Source organism: Terrabacter sp. Soil810, assembly GCF_001429645.1.
Lineage (GTDB): Bacteria > Actinomycetota > Actinomycetes > Actinomycetales > Dermatophilaceae > Terrabacter.
The window spans coordinates 296,533-313,737 of sequence record NZ_LMSW01000011.1; the positions used below are offsets into that span (position 1 = coordinate 296,533).

Consider the following 17,205-nt stretch of genomic DNA (forward strand, 5'->3'; position numbering starts at 1 on the left):
TGGAGGGCGTGGGCAACCACGATCTCCCGAAGGTTCCGCACGATGCGGGCAGCCAGCGCAGGACACTCAGCCTCACGGCATACCTCGTGTATGTCGCTGCGAGCCCCGAGCGCCCTGCGCCGGGGCTCTTTTCGTGCAGGCCCTCCGGGCCCCTTCGACAGGCGGCACCACGCAAGGGAAGGAGGCCCAGATGGCGAACTCCGAGAAGACGGCTGCCATTGCCGAGATCGCGGACAAGTTCCGTGAGTCCGGCGCGGCCGTTCTCACCGAGTACCGCGGTCTGACCGTGGCCCAGCTCTCGCAGCTGCGCACCTCGATCCGGGAACACGCCACCTACGCCGTGGTCAAGAACACGCTCACGGAGCGCGCCGCCAAGGAGGCCGGTATCACGGCCTTCGACGGCCACCTCCAGGGCCCGTCGGCCATCGCCTTCATCACCGGTGACCCGGTCGAGGCGGCCAAGGGTCTGCGTGACTTCGCCAAGGCACACCCCCTCCTCGTGATCAAGGCTGGCGTCCTCGACGGCAAGACCTTGTCCCCCGAGGAGATCACGAAGCTCGCGGACCTCGAGTCCCGCGAGGTTCTCCTGGCCAAGCTTGCGGGCGCCATGAAGGGCTCCCTCAACAAGGCCGCCTACCTCTTCGTCGCTCCTCTGTCGCAGACGGCCCGCGTGGTCGACGCCCTGCGCCAGAAGGTCGAGGCGCAGGGTCCCGCCACGCCGGCTGCCGCCGACGAGGCAACCACCGACGTCGCCGAGGGTGGCGACGAGAGCTGATCGCGCTCCTGCGCACCAGCTCGATTCAACAACACGCCACTCACGGCAATATCTAGGAAGGAAGCCACCATGGCGAAGCTCAGCACCGACGAGCTCCTTGACGCTTTCAAGGAGATGACCCTCATCGAGCTCTCCGAGTTCGTGAAGCAGTTCGAGGAGACCTTCGAGGTCACCGCTGCTGCCCCCGTTGCCGCGGTTGCCGCCGCTGCCGGTGGCGGCGCTGCCGCCGTCGAGGAGGAGGAGAAGGACTCGTTCGACGTCGTTCTCACCGCCGCGGGCGAGAAGAAGATCCAGGTCATCAAGGAGGTCCGCGCGCTCACGAGCCTCGGCCTCAAGGAGGCCAAGGACCTCGTCGACGGCGCCCCCAAGCCCGTCCTCGAGGGTGTCGACAAGGCTGCGGCCGAGAAGGCCAAGGAGCAGCTCGAGGGCGCCGGCGCCAGCGTCGAGCTCAAGTGATCTGACCCGGCACTGCCGGGATCACTGCTGTACCGCAAAGGCGGGTCCGACCATCTGGTCGGGCCCGCCTTTCGCTGTGCTCTGGTCGCGGTCGCCGGGCTGCGTGGGCGCGACCCGCGACGGCGCTCGCGGCGTGGAGCGTCGGCGGGCGTATGCCGTCACGCTTGCTCCCAGCGCACGGGCCCGCCGCCGATGCCGCGACCACCGCCACGCCCCGCGCCCTCGTCGACGCTCGCCCCCGGGTCGAGGTGTTTCGTCGCCACTGTGCGCGACGAAACACCTCCACGGAACTCGGCCGGCTCCGGGTCGAGGTGAAACGTCGCGGCTGGGCGCTACGGCATACCTCGACCAGGGAGCGTGGCGGGGTCAGGCGGCGTGGGCCAGGGCGTCCTTGAGGGCGGCGAGGACGAGGGCCACGCGGTCGGGGCGGGCGTTGTGGCCCATCAGGCCGATGCGCCAGACGGTGGCGGCGAACTCGCCCACCCCGGCGCCGATCTCGAGGTTGTGCCGCTCGAGCAGGTAGGCGCGGACCGCGGCCGAGTCGACGCCGTCAGGGACCCGGACCGTGGTCAGCTCGGGCAGGCGGGAGCCCTCGGCGGCGAAGAGGGTCAGGCCCATCTCCTGCAGGCCGTCCTGGAGCAGACGCCCGGCATCGGCGTGACGGTCCCAGACCTTCTCGAGGCCCTCGTCGGCGATGCGCTGCAGGCCGGCGTGGAGGCTCGCGACCATCGCCGTGGGGGCGGTGTGGTGGTAGGTGCGCTTGCCGGATCCGGAGGCCTCGCCGACGTAGCCGCCGAGCAGGCCGAGGTCGAGATACCACGACGACGGCTTCTCGACGCGCCGGTCGAAGGCCCGGTCGCTGATGGTGAAGGGCGCGAGGCCCGGAGCGACGCCGAGGCACTTCTGGGTGCCGGCGTAGCCGATGTCGATGCCCCACTCGTCGGCGCGCAGCTCGATGCCACCGATGCTCGTGACGGCGTCGACGAGCAGCAGCGCGTCGCCCTTGACGGCGCCGAGCGCTGCGATGTCGGAACGGACACCGGTGGACGTCTCGGCGTGCACCGCGGCGATGATCTTCGGGGACGGGTGGGCGGCGGCGACGCGCCCGACGTCGACGGGCGTGCCCCACTCGTGGTCGACGCGCACGACCTCGGCGCCGTGGCGGCCCGCGACGTCGACCATGCGCTCTCCGAAGAGCCCGTTGACGGCCACGACGACGACGTCGCCGGGCGAGACGGTGTTGACGAACGCGGCCTCCATGCCCGCCGATCCGGTCGCCGAGAGCGGCAGGGTGCGGCGGTTGTCGGTGCCCCAGACATGGCGCAGCAGGTCGCACGTCTCGTCCATGATCGCGAGGAAGTCCGGGTCGAGGTGCCCGAGCAGCGGTGCGGCGAGCGCCAGGGTCGCCTCGGGGTAGGGGTTGCACGGGCCCGGGCCGAAGAGGTGCCGGTCGGCGATGGGGCGGCGGGTCGTGGTGGGCGGCGTCGCGGTCATCAGAATCCTGCTCCGGGGTTGAGGATGCCCTGTGGGTCGAGGGCGTTCTTGATGCGGTGGGTGAGGGCCATGACGTCGGGCCCGAGCTGCTCCGGCAGGGCCGCTCGCTTGAGGCGGCCGACGCCGTGCTCGCCGGTGATCGTGCCGCCGAGCCCGATCGCGAGGCTCATGACCTCAGAGAACGCCTGTGCCGCACGGGCCCCGGCGTCGTCATCGCCCGCCGGGTAGACGATGACCGGGTGCGTGTTGCCGTCGCCGGCATGGGCCACGACCGGGATCTCGACGGCATGGCGTCGGGAGATCTCGGCGATGCCGGTGAGCAGGTCGGGCAGGCGCGGCACGGGCACGCCGACGTCCTCGAGCATGATCGCGCCTCGGCGCTCGATGGCGACGATCGCGGCGCGACGGGCGGCGACGAACATCTCGCCCTCGGCGGCATCCGTCGTGGTGAAGCACTCCCGCGCGCCGCCCTCCTGGCACAGTCGCTCCATCACGGCGATCTCCTCACCGCGCGCCGCACCCGGGGCGTCGGACTGCGCCAGCAGCATGGCACCGGCCTCGCGGTCGAGCCCCATGCTCCGGTGGTCCTCGACGGCGTTGACCGAGGCCTGGTCCATCAGCTCCATCATCGACGCGCGCAGCGTGTTGCCGACGGCCACGACCACCCGAGCCGCGTCCTCGACGGTGTCGAAGGTGGCCACGAGGGTGGCCGGCGGCGCCTGGGCCGGCACGAGCCGCAGGGTCGCCCGCGTCACGACGCCGAGGGTGCCCTCGCTGCCCACGAAGAGCTTGACGAGCGAGAGGCCCGCCGTGTCCTTGACCCGCTGGCCGCCGAGGTGCACGAGCGTCCCGTCGGCGAGGACGACGTCGAGGCCGAGCACGTAGTCGGTCGTGACGCCGTACTTCACGCAGCACAGGCCGCCAGCGTTGGTCGCGACGTTGCCGCCGATCGAGCAGATCTCGAACGACGACGGGTCGGGCGGGTACCAGAGCCCGTGCTCGGCCGCGGCCTGCTTGACCTCCACGTTGAGCGCCCCGGCCTCGACGACCGCGGTGCGCGTGCTCGGGTCGATCTCGACCGTCCGCATCCGCTCGAGGCTCAGCACGATGCAGCCGTCGATCGCGTTCGAGCCGCCGGAGAGCCCACTGCCGGCCCCGCGTGGCACGACCGGGACCTCGTGCTCGCCGGCCCAGCGCACGGTGGCCTGCACGTCGGCCGCGCTCGCCGCGCGGACCACGGCGAGCGGCACACCGGCGGCGGCGTCAGCCGTGTAGTCGAAGCGGTAGGCGGCCACGCTGTCGGGCTCGGTCAGCAGCGCACCGGGCGTCAGGGACCCGGCGAGTCCCTCCAGGGCCCACAGGTCGGGAGCGTCCTTGCTCACTGTCGTCACGCGACCACCGTAACCACGACGGGTCCGCTCGCGCGTCCCGGGCGAGCCGATGGCGTATGCCGTCCCGTCCCTCAGGTGTCCGTCGTCAGCACCCGGAGAGTGCTCGTGCCACGCGCCGTCGATCCGCGCACCGGTCCCGGTAGGTTTGCCCGCATGGGATGGCTGTCGCGCACCTTCAGGCCCGCTGCTGACGACGCTCCGGACACCGGCGCCGAGCACGTGGAGCCCGTGGACACCGACGCGCCCACCGCGGACACCGACGCGCCCACCGTGGACACCGACGCGCCCACCGTGGCACCCGGACCGGCCGCCGCACCGGCACCATCGACCCCGCCGGCCGCTCCGACGTCGCCGTCACCCTCTGCGCCGACGACGGACGCGTCGAGCCCGTCGGGGCGCTACGGACCGCTCGTGTGCGTGACGCGCTTCGACACGGCGCCGGCCGAGCTCGAGTGGCAGCTGCCGCTCAACGGCGAGCTGTATCGGCTCATGCCGGGGGCAGACCGTCCCGACTACTCGCTCCTCGTCCTCGAGCGCCCGCTGCACTTCTACCCCCGCGAGGGCTTCGACCTGCGTCGTGTCGAGGCCGAGCAGCAGGTGCAGGACCGCAAGGGCCGCACCATGGTCCGCGTGCACGCACTGCTGCTGTGTGCCCGCTTCGTCGGCCAGCAGCTGCACCCGGGCATGACCGACCTCGCCGTCAACCTCGCCTACGTCATCGACAACTCGCTGGCCCGCGACGCCGAGGTCGACTTCGCCAAGATCGAGTTCGCCGCGATCGGCTTCCTCAGCGAGGGCCACGCCCCGAGGGCCGCCACCGAGCCCGCCCGCGAGGAGGCCGCCGCCGAGCCCGCCACCGAGCAGACCACCCAGGCAACGGTCGCGGCGGCGACCGAGCCGAAAGAGCCGGTCACGTCCGATGACGACTCGGGCGGCCGGCATACGCCCTCGGAGGTGCTCGACGAGCTGGCGACGACGCTGCGCCGCGGCATCGAGGAGCAGCGGGGGGCGCCCGTCCAGCGGATGACCGCCGCCCTGACCCTCGACACGGACCACCGCCTGACCGGCCTGTCGGGCAACGCCGACGGACAGGCGCCGGTGCCCAGCCCGGACACGTTCGGCCGCCTCGCCGAGGTGCTCGGCCGCCTCGCCCGGCTCGACGGGGCCGACCGGGTCGCCGCCGTCACCGTGCGCGTCGACGGGGACGCCGTCAGCCACGAGGTCACGGCCACGCACGACTGACGGTCAGTCGCCGGAGACCTCGCGGTAGCTGCGCACCCGCGCCGGGTCGGCCAGGCGGCCGACGCTGATCTCCCACATGCCGCCGTCGAAGCTCTCGTAGACGAGCACGGCGTCGTCGGTGTCCACCGCGACGAACTCGACGAACTCGCACGTGCCCTGGAGGCCCAGACCCGTGTCGCCCTCGGCGGTGTAGGTGAGGGACCCCGCCGCGAGGAGCGACCAGTCGCGGCCGTCGAGACTCATGCCCGCCCGGTCGGGGTCGCCGAAGAGGTCGTGCCGGGTCAGCCAGTGGATGACGCACTCGGCGCCGCGCGGCTGCAGCGAGAGCCACTCCCGCGGGCCGGACGAGGTGATGCAGTGCTCGCCCCACCGGGTGCCGGCGAGGTCGAACCGGACGGTCCCGACGACACGGTACGTGCTGCCCTCGACCTCGAGCAGCGCCCCCGGTGCGACCTGTGACGGCCGCAGCTCTGCTCGCACGCATCCTCCTGGCTCCACAGGTCTCGCACAGGCTAGCCGCGCCGGGCCCTCCCGGCCGGGAGAACCCGACTCGCGCGTAACTTCCGCCCGGCGCCCTCGTTTCCCCCGTAGCCGAGTCGAGACGGCCAGGAAGACATAGGTGGATGCCACATGGGTGTGGAGATCGCGGTCACAGGTCTGACCAAGACCTTCGGTTCGCAGACGATCTGGCGGGACGTGACCCTCACGCTTCCCGCGGGGGAGATCTCGGTCATGCTCGGGCCCTCGGGCACCGGCAAGTCCGTCTTCCTCAAGACACTCGTCGGGCTGCTCAAACCCGACGCCGGGTCGATCGTCATCAACGGACGTGACCTGACGCGCCTGCGTGAGGCCGACCTCTACGAGGTGCGCAAGCTCTTCGGCGTCCTCTTCCAGGACGGCGCCCTCTTCGGCTCGATGACGCTCTACGACAACGTCGCCTTCCCGCTGCGCGAGCACACGAAGAAGACCGAGGCGGAGATCCGGCGCATCGTCACCGAGAAGATGGATCTCGTCGGGCTCTCCGGCGCCGAGGGCAAGCTCCCGGGAGAGATCTCAGGTGGCATGCGCAAGCGGGCCGGGCTGGCGCGGGCCCTCGTGCTCGACCCCGAGATCCTGCTCATCGACGAGCCGGACTCGGGCCTCGACCCGGTGCGCACGAGCTACATCAACCAGCTCTTCGTCGACCTCAACGCGCAGATCGACGCGACGTTCCTCATCGTCACCCACGACATCAACACGGCCCGCACGGTGCCGGACAACATCGGCCTGCTCTACCACAAGCACCTGGCGATGTTCGGGCCGCGCGAGATGCTGCTCAGCTCGGAGGAGCCGGTCGTGCGGCAGTTCCTCAACGCCCAGACGATCGGTCCGATCGGCATGTCCGAGGAGAAGGACGCCGACGAGCTCGCCGCCGAGTCGGGCCAGGAGCTGCCGCCCCTGCCGCCGATCGCCCTCCAGCTGCCGACGAGCGACGGCAAGCCCCGTCGCGCCGAGCGCCCCGCCGGGGGCTGGTGCCGCGACAACGGCGTCACCCCGCCTCCGGGCTCGTTCGAGTCACGCAACGCGGGCATCCCCGGTGTCCGGGTGGAGGTGAGCTGACGTGGCCGCACCCCTCACCGGCGCCCTGCGCCAGTCCGGTTCGCTCTTCGCGCTGGCGCTCGACGTGTTCCGGGCCCTGCCCAAGCGACCGTTCCAGGTCAAGGAGTTCATCCAGCAGGCGTGGTTCATCGCGAGCGTCACGATCCTACCGACGGCTCTCGTCTCCATCCCGTTCGGCGCGGTCATCGCCCTCCAGCTCGGCACCTTGACGCGCCAGCTGGGCGCCCAGTCCTACACGGGCGCCGCCAGCGTCCTGGCCGTCCTGCGCGAGGCCAGCCCGATCGTCACAGCGCTCCTCATCGCCGGCGCGGGCGGCTCGGCCATCTGCGCCGACCTCGGCTCGCGCAAGATCCGTGAGGAGATCGACGCCATGGAGGTGCTCGGCATCAGCCCGATCCAGCGCCTCGTCGTGCCCCGTGTGCTCGCCTCGATGCTCGTCGCGGTGCTGCTCAACGGGCTCGTGTCGGTCGTCGGCGTCGTCGGCGGCTACGTCTTCAACGTCATCGTCCAGGGCGGCACGCCGGGCGCGTACATCGCGAGCTTCACGGCCCTGGCCCAGCTGCCCGACCTCTGGACCGCAGAGGTCAAGGCCCTGATCTTCGGGGCCATCGCGGCGGTCGTGGCGGCGTACAAGGGGCTCAACGCCGGCGGTGGTCCGAAGGGCGTCGGCGACGCGGTGAACCAGAGCGTCGTCATCACCTTCATGCTCCTGTTCGTCGTCAACTTCGTCATCACGGCCGTGTACTTCCAAGTCGTCCCGCAGAAGATCTGAGGAGAGGGCGATGGCGACGAAGACCCAGACCCGACCGAGCACGGAGCGGCTGCTCCACCTCGCGAGCCGGCCCTCCCGCGCGCTCGACTCGCTCGGCGAGCAGATGCGCTTCTACGTGCGCTCCCTGGCGTGGAGCGGGCGCACGATCCGCCGCTACAAGAAGGAGATCATCCGCCTGCTGGCGGAGGTCTCCCTCGGCACCGGTGCGCTCTCCGTCATCGGCGGCACGGTGGGTGTCATCGCCTTCCTCGCCTTCTTCACCGGCACCGAGGTCGGCCTGCAGGGCTACTCCTCGCTCGAGCAGCTGGGCACCGGAGCCTTCACGGGCTTCTTCTCGGCCTACCTCAACACCCGCGAGATCGCCCCGCTCGTCGCGGGACTGGCGCTCGCGGCCACGGTCGGCTGCGGCTTCACCGCCCAGCTCGGCGCGATGCGCATCTCGGAGGAGGTCGACGCTCTCGAGGTCATGGGCATCCCGTCGCTGCCGTTCCTCGTGACGACGCGCATGATCGCCGGCTTCATCGCCGTCATCCCGCTCTACGTCCTGGGCCTGCTCAGCTCGTATGCCGCCACGCGCTTCATCTCGACGGCGTACTTCGGGCAGTCGGAGGGCACCTACGACCACTACTTCCACCTGTTCCTGCCACCGGGTGACGTGTTCTGGTCGTTCGCGAAGGTCATGGTCTTCGCCGTCGTCATCATCCTCATCCACTGCTACTACGGCTACACGGCGTCGGGCGGCCCCGCCGGTGTCGGCGTCGCCGTCGGCACCGCGGTGCGCACGTCGATCGTGGCCATCAACATCGTCGACTTCTTCCTGTCCCTCGCCATCTGGGGCGCCACGACGAGCGTGAGGATCGCCGGATGAGCGACACCAGCCCCGGCCCGCTCACCCAGCTGACGCGGTGGCGCATCGGCGTCAAGGCCTACGGCATCGTCTTCCTCCTCGTGCTGGCGCTGCTCGTGGGCCTCGCCGTCGCGTCCTTCCAGAAGCGCTTCACGCCCGTCGTCATGGTCACCCTCGAGACCGACCGCCTCGGCAGCCAGCTGCAGGAGAGCTCCGACGTCAAGCTGCGCGGCCTGCTCGTCGGCGAGGTGCGCCACGTCGAGGCGACCCCGACGGGAGCCCGTCTCGAGCTGGCGCTCCAGCCCGACGAGGTCGCCGGGATCCCGTCGAACGTCAGCGCCCGGCTGCTGCCCAAGACCCTCTTCGGCGAGCGCTACGTCGACCTCGTCACGGCCACCTCGAACGCGCGCCCGATCCAGGCGGGCGACACCATCCCGCAGGACCGCAGCACCGTGTCCATCGAGCTCGAGACGGTCCTCGACAACCTCTACCCGCTCCTGCGCACCGTGCAGCCGGCCAAGCTCGCGACCACCCTCAACGCGCTGTCGACGACGCTCGACGGCCGCGGCGACGAGATCGGTCGCAACCTCGTGCTCGTCGACCGCTACCTCGAGGCGCTCAACCCCAGCATGCCGACGATCCGACACGACATCTCCCTGCTGGCCGACACCGCAGACCTCTATGCCGGAGTCGCGCCCGACTTCTTCCGCCTGACCGAGTCGCTGCGCGTCCCGAACAGGACGATCGTCGAGAAGGACCAGCAGCTCGCGGCCTTCCTCGTCGGCACCGCGGGCTTCGCCAACGAGGCGGCCGGCTTCCTGCGCGACAACGAGCAGCGCATCATCCAGGTCGGCCAGGTCAGCAAGCCAACCCTCCAGCTGCTCGCCGAGTACTCCCCGATCTACCCGTGCGTGGCCTCGGGCCTGGTCAACTGGCTCCCGCGCGCCAACGCGGCCTTCGCGGGCGGCACCTTCCACATCACGCTCGAGGTCGTGGCCCCCCGTCAGCCGTACCGGCCGGGGGAGGAGCCGCGCTGGGACGACACGCGCGGCCCGCACTGCTACGGCCTGCCCTCGCCCGACGGGTCGCAGTCGAACCCCTTCCCCGGCAACCACTTCGACGACGGCACCCAGCCGGCGAGCGACGCGACGCCCTTCTCGGCCGTGCCCGAGGCGCTGCTCGGCAAGGCCCCCGCCGCTGACTCCGGCAGCGCCGGCACGACCGACGAGCAGCGCGTCGTCGCGGCCCTCCTCGCCCGTGACGGCCAGTCGTCCGACGGGGGAGCGAGCAGCATCCAGACCCTGCTCGCGGGACCGATGATGCGCGGCACGGTGGTGAGCACCCGATGAAGGTCAAGGGCTCGCTCATCAAGCTCATCGTCTTCGCGGCGGTGACGCTCTTCGCGACGAGCATCCTCGCGCTGACGATCGCCAACATCCAGCTCGGCTCCAAGGCGACCTACACGGCCGTCGTCACCGACGCGACGGGCGTCATCGCCGGGCAGGACGTCCGCATCGCCGGGGTCCGGGTGGGCGAGGTGACCGACGTCCGGGTCGCCCACGACGCGACGTCCGAGGGCGCCACCGCCGAGATCGACTTCTCGGTGCTCAAGAGCTCCGTGCTGACGCGGGGCACCGAGGTGACGGTGAAGTACCGCAACCTCGTGGGCCAGCGCTACCTCGCGCTGAGCCAGGGCGCCGGCGCCCCCGCGCCACTTGCCGACGGCTCGACGATCCCGCTCTCGCGCACTCACCCGGCCCTCGACCTCACAGTCCTCTTCAACGGCTTCAAGCCGCTCTTCGCCGCACTGTCGCCGAGCGACGTCAACGAGCTGTCGGGCCTGCTCATCCAGACGCTGCAGGGGGAGGGTGGCGACGTCAACTCCCTGCTCGCCAGGACGGCCGGCCTCACGTCGGCCATCGCCGACCGCGACGCCGTCATCGGCCGCACCATCGACAACCTCAACACCGTCCTCGGCACCGTCGACGCCCACGACCAGCAGCTGCTCTCGCTCATCGACCAGCTCCAGCGCTTCACGAGCGGCCTCGCCGCCGACCGGGAGACGATCGGCCGCTCGCTGTCCGGGATCAACACCCTCTCGGCCGAGACCGCCGACCTGCTCGTCTCGACGCGCCCGCTCATCAAGGACGACGTCGCCCAGCTGCGCACGCTGGCCACGACGCTCAACAAGCCGGCCAACGTCAAGGAGTTCGAGGACTTCATCACCGGCGCGCCGAGGCGCATCGCCACGCTGACGCGCACGGCGACCTATGGGTCGTGGTTCAACTTCTACCTCTGCAAGTTCGACACGAAGAGCCCGATCCTGCCCGGCGTGAGCCCCACCTACGAGGTCTCGTCAGCGAGGTGCGAGTCATGAGCATCCCCTTCCGAGAGCGCAACCCGGTCCCGATCGGTGCCATCGGCCTGCTCGCCATCGCTGTCGTGCTCTACCTGGCGTTCAACGCCTCCAGCCTTCCGCTCATCGGCGGCGGGACGGCATACAGCGCGGCCTTCTCGGAGGCCGGGGGCATCAAGCCGGACGACGACGTCCGCATCGCCGGCGTCAAGGTCGGCAAGGTGACGGGCGTCGACCTCGAGGGCGGCCACGTCCGTGTCGACTTCACCATCACCGAGGACGCGAGCTTCGGCCGGCAGACCGGTGCGTCGATCCGGATGAAGACGATCCTCGGCGAGAAGTACGTCGCGCTCGACCCGAAGGGCCAGGGCCAGCTCGAGGCCGACGCGCAGATCCCCGTCGCGCGCACCGTCAGCTCCTACGACGTCATCAACGCCTTCCAGGACCTCACGACGACGACCGAGCGCATCGACACCGACCAGCTGGCGAAGTCCCTCACGGTCATCGCGACGGAGTTCAAGGACAGCCCGCAGTACGTCAAGGCCACCCTCGACGGGCTCTCCCGCCTCTCGCGCACGGTGGCCGGCCGCGACGCCGAGCTGGGCTCGCTGCTCCAGCGGGCCAACAGCGTCTCCGGCCTCGTCCGCAGCCGCAACCAGCAGGTCAGCACGCTCATCAGGGACGCCGACCTGCTCATGGTCGAGCTCGTCAAGCGTCGCGACGACATCCGCACGCTCTTCCGCAACACCTCGGCGCTCGCCAAGCAGCTGACGGGTCTCGCCCGCGACAACCGGGCCCAGCTCAAGCCGGCGCTCGCCGAGCTCGACAGGACGCTCGCGATGCTCCAGAAGCACGACACCGACCTGCAGAAGACGATCCGGGCGATGGCCCCCTTCACGCGGGTCTACGCCAACACGCTCGGCACGGGACGATGGTTCGACACGTGGGTCTCCAACCTCGTCGTGCCCGTCGGCACGCCGGGGCTCGCGCTGCCGGGCACGCAGCTGCCCGACCTGCTTCTCCCCGGCACCTCCGGAGGTGGCCGCTGATGACTGCGCCCCAGGGTTCCCGTCTGCCGTTCGGCCGGCTCCACGGCCCCGCGACCGTCCTCGGCAAGGTGGTCACCGGTCTCGTCGTCGTCGCCCTGGTCGCGGCCGGCGTCGTGTTCTGGCCCCGCCGGGCCCAGACGTCGGTGAGCGCCGACTTCACCCGTGCGGTCGGTCTCTACCCGGGCTCGGACGTGCGCATCCTCGGGGTCAAGATCGGCCAGGTCGACACCGTGACGCCGGAGGGCGACCACGTGCACGTCACCTTCAGCTACGACGACACGCACCGCGTTCCGGCCTCGGCCAAGGCCGCCATCGTCGCGCCCTCGCTGGTCTCCGACCGCTACGTCCAGCTGCTGCCCGTCTACGAGGCCGGCCCCGCACTGACGGCCGGCACGCGAATCCCTTTGGAGCGCACGGCAGTTCCCGTCGAGCTGGACCGCGTGTCCCAGAGCCTCGATGACCTCATGGTCGCGCTCGGTCCCGACGGCGCCAACAAGGACGGCGCGCTCAACGAGCTGCTGCGCACGTCGGCGGCCAACCTCGACGGCAACGGCGACACGATCAACGGCACGGTGCACGACCTGTCGACCGCGCTGTCGACCCTGTCCGGCAGCCGCGACGACCTCTTCGGCACCGTGAAGAACCTCCAGTCCTTCACCTCGATGCTCGCGACGAACAACACGCAGGTGCGCCGGCTCAACGCCGACCTGGCGACGGTCGCGACCCAGCTGAGCGAGGAGCGCGAGAACCTCAAGGCGACCCTCGAGAGCCTCGGGGTCGCGGTCGAAGAGGTGTCGGGCTTCGTCTCCGACAACCGAGCGCTGCTCAAGAGCGACCTCGACCGCGCGGTCACCGTGACCAACGCCTTCGCGAAGAACCGTCAGGCCCTCGCCCAGCTCCTCGAGAACGCGCCGGTCGCCCTGTCGAACCTCCAGAACGCCTACCACCCGCAGACCGGCACGCTCGACACCCGCAACAACGCGAAGGGTCTCGACGACCCGTTGCTCCTCGTCTGCTCGATCCTCACCGGCCCGACGAGGACGGGGAACACCAGGCTGTGCGACTCCCTGAAGAAGGCGCTGCTGCCCCAGCTGCCCACCCTGCCCTCGCTGCCGAGCGGCGCTGCGCTGCAGGGCACTCCGCAGTCGAGTGGCCTCGTCAACCTGCGGGGCGCCGACCCCACTCTCGGTGGACTGCTCGGAGGCTCCCGATGACGTATGCCGTCCGCTCCCGTTCCCGACGTGGGTCCGCCGTCGTCGTGCTGGCCTGCCTCGCTCTCGGGGGCTGCAGCGCCTACGACCTGCCGCTCCCGGGCGGCGCCGGCACCGGCGACGACTCCTACACCGTCACTGCCGAGTTCGCCGACGTGCTCGACCTCGTGCCCCAGTCGTCGGTCAAGGTCAACCAGGTCACCGTCGGGACCGTCGAGGACATCCAGGTGACGGGCTGGACCGCGACGGTCCGGCTGCGGCTGCCCGGCACCGTCGTGCTGCCCGACAACGCGACGGCCGAGCTCAAGCAGACCTCGCTCCTGGGCGAGAAGTACGTCGCGATCGCCGCCCCGACCGACGTGCCGTCGCAGGGCCGCCTCGGACAGGGCGACCGCATCCCGCTGTCGCGCACGAGCCGCAATCCCGAGGTCGAGGAGGTCCTCGGCGCGATGTCGCTGCTGCTCAACGGTGGTGGTGTCGCCCAGCTGAAGACCATCGAGGCCGAGCTCAACAACGCGCTCCGCGGCCGCACCGGCGACGTCAAGGACCTGGTCACGCAGCTGAACACCTTCGTCGGCGGACTCGACGCCCAGAAGGGCGAGATCGTGCGGGCCATCGACAGCATCGACCGGCTCTCGTCGACGCTGGCGAAGAACCAGGCCAAGATCGCCGCAGCGCTCGACGAGCTGCCCAAGGGGCTGACGCTCCTCGCCGACCAGCGCCGACAGCTGACGGCGATGCTCACGGCCCTGCGTGACCTCGGCGAGGTCGGCACCCGGGTCATCCGCGGTTCGCGGGCCGACCTCGAGGCCAATCTCAGGGCGGTCAGCCCGATCTTGCGGCAGCTCAACAAGGCCGGTGACGACCTGCCCAAGAGCTACCAGCTGCTGCTGACCTACCCCTTCCCCAACAACGCCCAGAACACCATCAAGGGCGACTTCACCAACCTCTGGGCGACCCTCGACACCAACCTCGACACCATCGCCGGCAACCTCGGCGTCGGCAGGCTCCCGGCCCTGCCGGACATCCCGGGGGCGCCGCTGCCGTCGGTGCCGTTGCCGTCGGTGCCCGTGCCCTCGGTCCCGCTCCCGAGCGTCACCGTGCCGTCGGTGCCCGGCGTGCCCCTGCCGACGACGCTGCCCGGTGGCCTGGTCGGCTCGAGCCGTTCCGGTTCGGCGGGCGACGGCTCCGCCGACGGCTGGGCCGACGCCGCGTCGTGGTCCACGCTCTTCCCCACGGGAGGCTCTCGATGATCACCCGCACCGTCCGGCTCCAGCTGGCCGCCTTCGCCCTCCTGTCGATCACGCTCGTGGCGGTCCTCTCGGCGAGCTACGTCGGGCTCACCGACAAGCTCGCCGGGGGCAGCTACGTCGTGTCCGCCGACCTCGCCCAGTCGGGCGGCATCTTCGTCGGCGCCGAGGTCAGCTACCGCGGCGTCACCGTCGGCAAGGTCGAGGGGATGCGCCTGTCCGGCGACGGCGTCGTCGTCGACGCGAGGCTCGACCGCGGCACGGAGGTCCCGAAGGACACGAAGGCCGTCGTCGAGAACCGGTCGGCGGTGGGCGAGCAGTACCTCGACCTCCAGCCGCGCACCGCGCGCGCTCCCTACCTGGCGTCGGGCGACGTCATCCCGCGAGACCGGACCGCCTTCCCGCTCCGGATCGACCAGCTGCTCCAGCACGTCGACGACACCGTCGCGTCGGTGCCGCGCGACGCCCTCGTCACCACCGTCGACGAGCTGGCCGAGGCGTTCAAGGGTGGTGGCTCCGACCTGCAGCGGCTCATCGACTCCGGTGACGCCCTGACCACCGCTGCGTCCGAGGCGCTCCCCGAGACGACGCGCCTCCTCGACGACGGCCGCATCGTCCTCGACACGCAGGTCAGGAGCGGTGACGACATCCGCACCAGCGTGTCCGGCTTCGCGAACGTCGCCGACGCTCTTCGGGAGGCGGATCCCGACCTACGCGTGGTCCTCGACCGAGGGTCCGTCGCCGTCGAGCAGCTCGACGCGCTCATCTCCGAGAACAAGCAGAGCCTGGCGGCGCTCCTCGCCAACTTCATCACCATCGGCAACGTGACGACGGCCCGGCTCGACGGGATCGAGCAGCTCCTCGTCACCTACCCCGACGTCGTGACGGGCGGCTTCAGCGTCGTGCCCGGCGACGGCACCGCCCACTTCGGTCTCGTGCTCAACGTCGACGACCCCAAGGCCTGCGAGGCCGGCTACGAGGGCACGACGAAGGTCGACCCGCACCGCACCACGGGCCTGCCGCCCGTGAACCTCGACGCCCACTGCGCCGCGTCGCGGGGCTCCGGGGTCAACGTCCGCGGAGCGCAGAACGCGCCCAAACCCACCCGAGGGGGACAGAGCGGGCAGAGCTACCCCATGTCCTTCGGGGCGACACCGGTCGCTCTCGGCAACCGGGCCGTGACCTCCGGCAGCCCTGCCTCGTTGTCAGTCCAGTCGCCGGTCGCTCCGGCCGGTGGCGACGAACGGACCGACAACGGCACGAGCTGGCTCTGGATGATGCAGGAGGCGCTCCGCTAGCCGGTGACGGAAGGAAATCCCTCGATGACGATGGTCACCACCCGCTCGGAGACCGAGCGGCCCTCGCGGTCGCCCGAGACCTCCGCCGACCGCGAGCCGCGCGAACCCCGCGAGACTCACGACCCCACTGACGCCGCAGTGGGCTCCGGTCACCCCGACGCGCCACGTGCGGGCCTTAGGGGTGTCCGCACGTGGCGCCCCACCCCCCGGCTGCTGTGGACCGTCACGGCCGTCCTGCTGCTCGTCGCCGTCGCCGTCACGGCGACCCTGGGCCGCTCGGCCTGGCAGCAGCAGCGCGAGGCCGACAGCCGCGCCGCCGCCCTGGCCGCCGGGCGCCAGATCGCCGTCAACTTCGTGACGATGAACGCCGCCTCGTTCGACGCCGACACCCAGCGTGTGCTCGACGAGTCGACGGGAGCCTTCCGGAAGGAGTACGCCTCCACGCTGGCCCAGCTGGAGCCCGTCGTCACCGCCAACAAGACGGTCTCGACGGTCGAGCGGGCCGAGGCCTCGCTCGTGTCGGGCGACGACGACTCGGCCAAGGTCATCGTCGGGGTCGTGGCCCCCACGTCCAACGCCTCGACACCCAAGGCAGAGAAGAAGACGTACCGGCTCCGGCTCGACCTCGTGAAGGTCGGCGACGCCTGGAAGGTGAGCACCCTTGACTTCGTCAGCTGATCCCCGCCGCCCCCTCGCCGCGCCCGCCGCGGGTCCTCGCAAGCGCGTGGCCGGCGCCCGGCGACGGTCCGCAGGCGCCGACACCGGCGCCCCCGCGACCTCGACCCTCGTCCTCGACGACAGGCCCGCACCGACCGCCGACGACCCTGCCGGCGATCGCGGCTCGGCCGGCCTGTGGGCCTCCGCCATCGGCGTCACGCTCGCGCTCGCCCTGCTCGCGGCCTCGCTCGTGTACGCGCTGCGCCCCGCGGTCTCCGACACCGACCGCACGGCCGCGGTGGGATCGGCCCGGACGACCCTGGAGAGCCTGCTCAGCTACAGCGGCTCCGCCTTCGACAAGCACGTCGGCGAGGTCACCCCGCAGCTGACGTCCCCGTTCAAGGACCAGTTCACCAAGGTCGCGGCCACCGACATCAAGCCGATGGCCGTCAAGAACGACGCGATCGTGCAGGCCAAGGTCTACGACGCCGGCGTCATGGACGCGGACGGCGACGGCGGCGAGGGGACGACCGTGCGGGTCATGGCCTTCGTCAACCAGGCCACGACCACCAAGGCCCAGCAGGCTCCCGCGATCGACCAGAACCGGGTCATCGCGACCATGCGGAAGGTGGGCGATCGCTGGCTCGTCAGCGAGCTGTCCGCCTTCTGACAGGGGGAAGAAGGGGGAAGGTCCCGGGCGCCCGCGAGGTCGTCCGGGACCGAGGCGCCCACCGATGTCCCGCGGCACGACGCACGGGGGACTGGTGCAGCGACCGAGGCTCGGACCACCCTTGGGCCCTGCGGCATA

17 protein-coding genes are annotated in these 17,205 nt (G+C 71.0%); 14 read left to right on the forward strand and 3 right to left on the reverse strand.

Annotated features, from left to right (window positions below; genetic code table 11):
• Positions 1-190 precede the first annotated feature (190 nt).
• Both rplJ and rplL read left to right on the forward strand, forming a co-directional pair.
• Positions 191-775, forward strand: coding sequence for a 50S ribosomal protein L10 (gene rplJ / locus ASG96_RS07275; RefSeq protein ID WP_020143278.1), 585 nt, complete (start codon positions 191-193; stop codon positions 773-775).
• Positions 776-844: 69 nt separating this feature from the next.
• The gene (gene rplL, locus ASG96_RS07280) at positions 845-1,231 is read left to right on the forward strand and encodes a 50S ribosomal protein L7/L12 (protein ID WP_056771157.1); all 387 of its coding nucleotides are present in this window, start codon (positions 845-847) and stop codon (positions 1,229-1,231) included.
• A 366-nt stretch (positions 1,232-1,597) separates the two neighbouring features.
• On the opposite strand, the gene ASG96_RS07285 is transcribed toward rplL, so the two are convergent.
• Positions 1,598-2,725 (reverse strand): alanine--glyoxylate aminotransferase family protein, encoded by a 1,128-nt coding sequence (locus ASG96_RS07285; RefSeq protein ID WP_057587577.1) that lies wholly within the window; start codon positions 2,723-2,725, stop codon positions 1,598-1,600.
• The gene (locus ASG96_RS07290; RefSeq protein WP_157610872.1) at positions 2,725-4,107 is read right to left on the reverse strand and encodes an FAD-binding oxidoreductase; all 1,383 of its coding nucleotides are present in this window, start codon (positions 4,105-4,107) and stop codon (positions 2,725-2,727) included. Before ASG96_RS07290 ends, ASG96_RS07285 begins: the two co-directional genes overlap by 1 nt.
• A 162-nt stretch (positions 4,108-4,269) precedes the next feature.
• Between ASG96_RS07290 and ASG96_RS07295 the strand changes: the two genes are divergently transcribed.
• Complete coding sequence (locus ASG96_RS07295; protein ID WP_057587579.1) at positions 4,270-5,358, forward strand: hypothetical protein; 1,089 nt, start codon at positions 4,270-4,272, stop codon at positions 5,356-5,358.
• Between the two features lie 3 nt (positions 5,359-5,361).
• On the opposite strand, the gene ASG96_RS07300 is transcribed toward ASG96_RS07295, so the two are convergent.
• A complete protein-coding gene (locus ASG96_RS07300; protein ID WP_057587581.1) occupies positions 5,362-5,838 on the reverse strand; it encodes a DUF4178 domain-containing protein in 477 nt (158 codons plus the stop codon).
• Positions 5,839-5,988: 150 nt separating this feature from the next.
• Here ASG96_RS07300 and ASG96_RS07305 point away from each other — a divergent pair, with 150 nt between their 5' ends.
• From ASG96_RS07305 to ASG96_RS07355, 11 genes are read left to right on the forward strand one after another with little or no spacing between them, the layout of a single operon-like run.
• Positions 5,989-6,957: an ABC transporter ATP-binding protein gene (locus ASG96_RS07305; RefSeq protein ID WP_056752731.1), complete on the forward strand. Its 969-nt coding sequence runs from the start codon at positions 5,989-5,991 to the stop codon at positions 6,955-6,957.
• A gap of 1 nt (position 6,958) precedes the next feature.
• On the forward strand, positions 6,959-7,729 hold the full coding sequence (locus ASG96_RS07310) for an ABC transporter permease (RefSeq protein WP_057587583.1): 771 nt from the start codon (positions 6,959-6,961) through the stop codon (positions 7,727-7,729).
• A gap of 10 nt (positions 7,730-7,739) precedes the next feature.
• The gene (locus ASG96_RS07315) at positions 7,740-8,597 is read left to right on the forward strand and encodes an ABC transporter permease (RefSeq protein ID WP_056752743.1); all 858 of its coding nucleotides are present in this window, start codon (positions 7,740-7,742) and stop codon (positions 8,595-8,597) included.
• On the forward strand, positions 8,594-9,925 hold the full coding sequence (locus ASG96_RS07320) for an MCE family protein (RefSeq protein ID WP_082591680.1): 1,332 nt from the start codon (positions 8,594-8,596) through the stop codon (positions 9,923-9,925). The genes ASG96_RS07315 and ASG96_RS07320 overlap by 4 nt, the downstream gene beginning before the upstream one ends.
• The gene (locus ASG96_RS07325; RefSeq protein ID WP_057587585.1) at positions 9,922-10,953 is read left to right on the forward strand and encodes an MCE family protein; all 1,032 of its coding nucleotides are present in this window, start codon (positions 9,922-9,924) and stop codon (positions 10,951-10,953) included. The genes ASG96_RS07320 and ASG96_RS07325 overlap by 4 nt, the downstream gene beginning before the upstream one ends.
• Positions 10,950-11,981, forward strand: coding sequence for an MCE family protein (locus ASG96_RS07330; RefSeq protein ID WP_057587587.1), 1,032 nt, complete (start codon positions 10,950-10,952; stop codon positions 11,979-11,981). The genes ASG96_RS07325 and ASG96_RS07330 overlap by 4 nt, the downstream gene beginning before the upstream one ends.
• The gene (locus ASG96_RS07335; protein WP_057587589.1) at positions 11,981-13,195 is read left to right on the forward strand and encodes an MCE family protein; all 1,215 of its coding nucleotides are present in this window, start codon (positions 11,981-11,983) and stop codon (positions 13,193-13,195) included. The genes ASG96_RS07330 and ASG96_RS07335 overlap by 1 nt, the downstream gene beginning before the upstream one ends.
• A complete protein-coding gene (locus ASG96_RS07340) occupies positions 13,192-14,445 on the forward strand; it encodes an MCE family protein (RefSeq protein WP_057587591.1) in 1,254 nt (417 codons plus the stop codon). The genes ASG96_RS07335 and ASG96_RS07340 overlap by 4 nt, the downstream gene beginning before the upstream one ends.
• Entirely contained in the window at positions 14,442-15,740 is a 1,299-nt protein-coding gene (locus ASG96_RS07345) for an MCE family protein (protein ID WP_057587593.1), read from the forward strand. Before ASG96_RS07340 ends, ASG96_RS07345 begins: the two co-directional genes overlap by 4 nt.
• A 24-nt stretch (positions 15,741-15,764) precedes the next feature.
• On the forward strand, positions 15,765-16,418 hold the full coding sequence (locus ASG96_RS07350; RefSeq protein ID WP_057587595.1) for a hypothetical protein: 654 nt from the start codon (positions 15,765-15,767) through the stop codon (positions 16,416-16,418).
• Entirely contained in the window at positions 16,402-17,067 is a 666-nt protein-coding gene (locus ASG96_RS07355) for a hypothetical protein (RefSeq protein WP_157610735.1), read from the forward strand. Before ASG96_RS07350 ends, ASG96_RS07355 begins: the two co-directional genes overlap by 17 nt.
• The last annotated feature ends 138 nt before the right edge of the window (positions 17,068-17,205 follow it).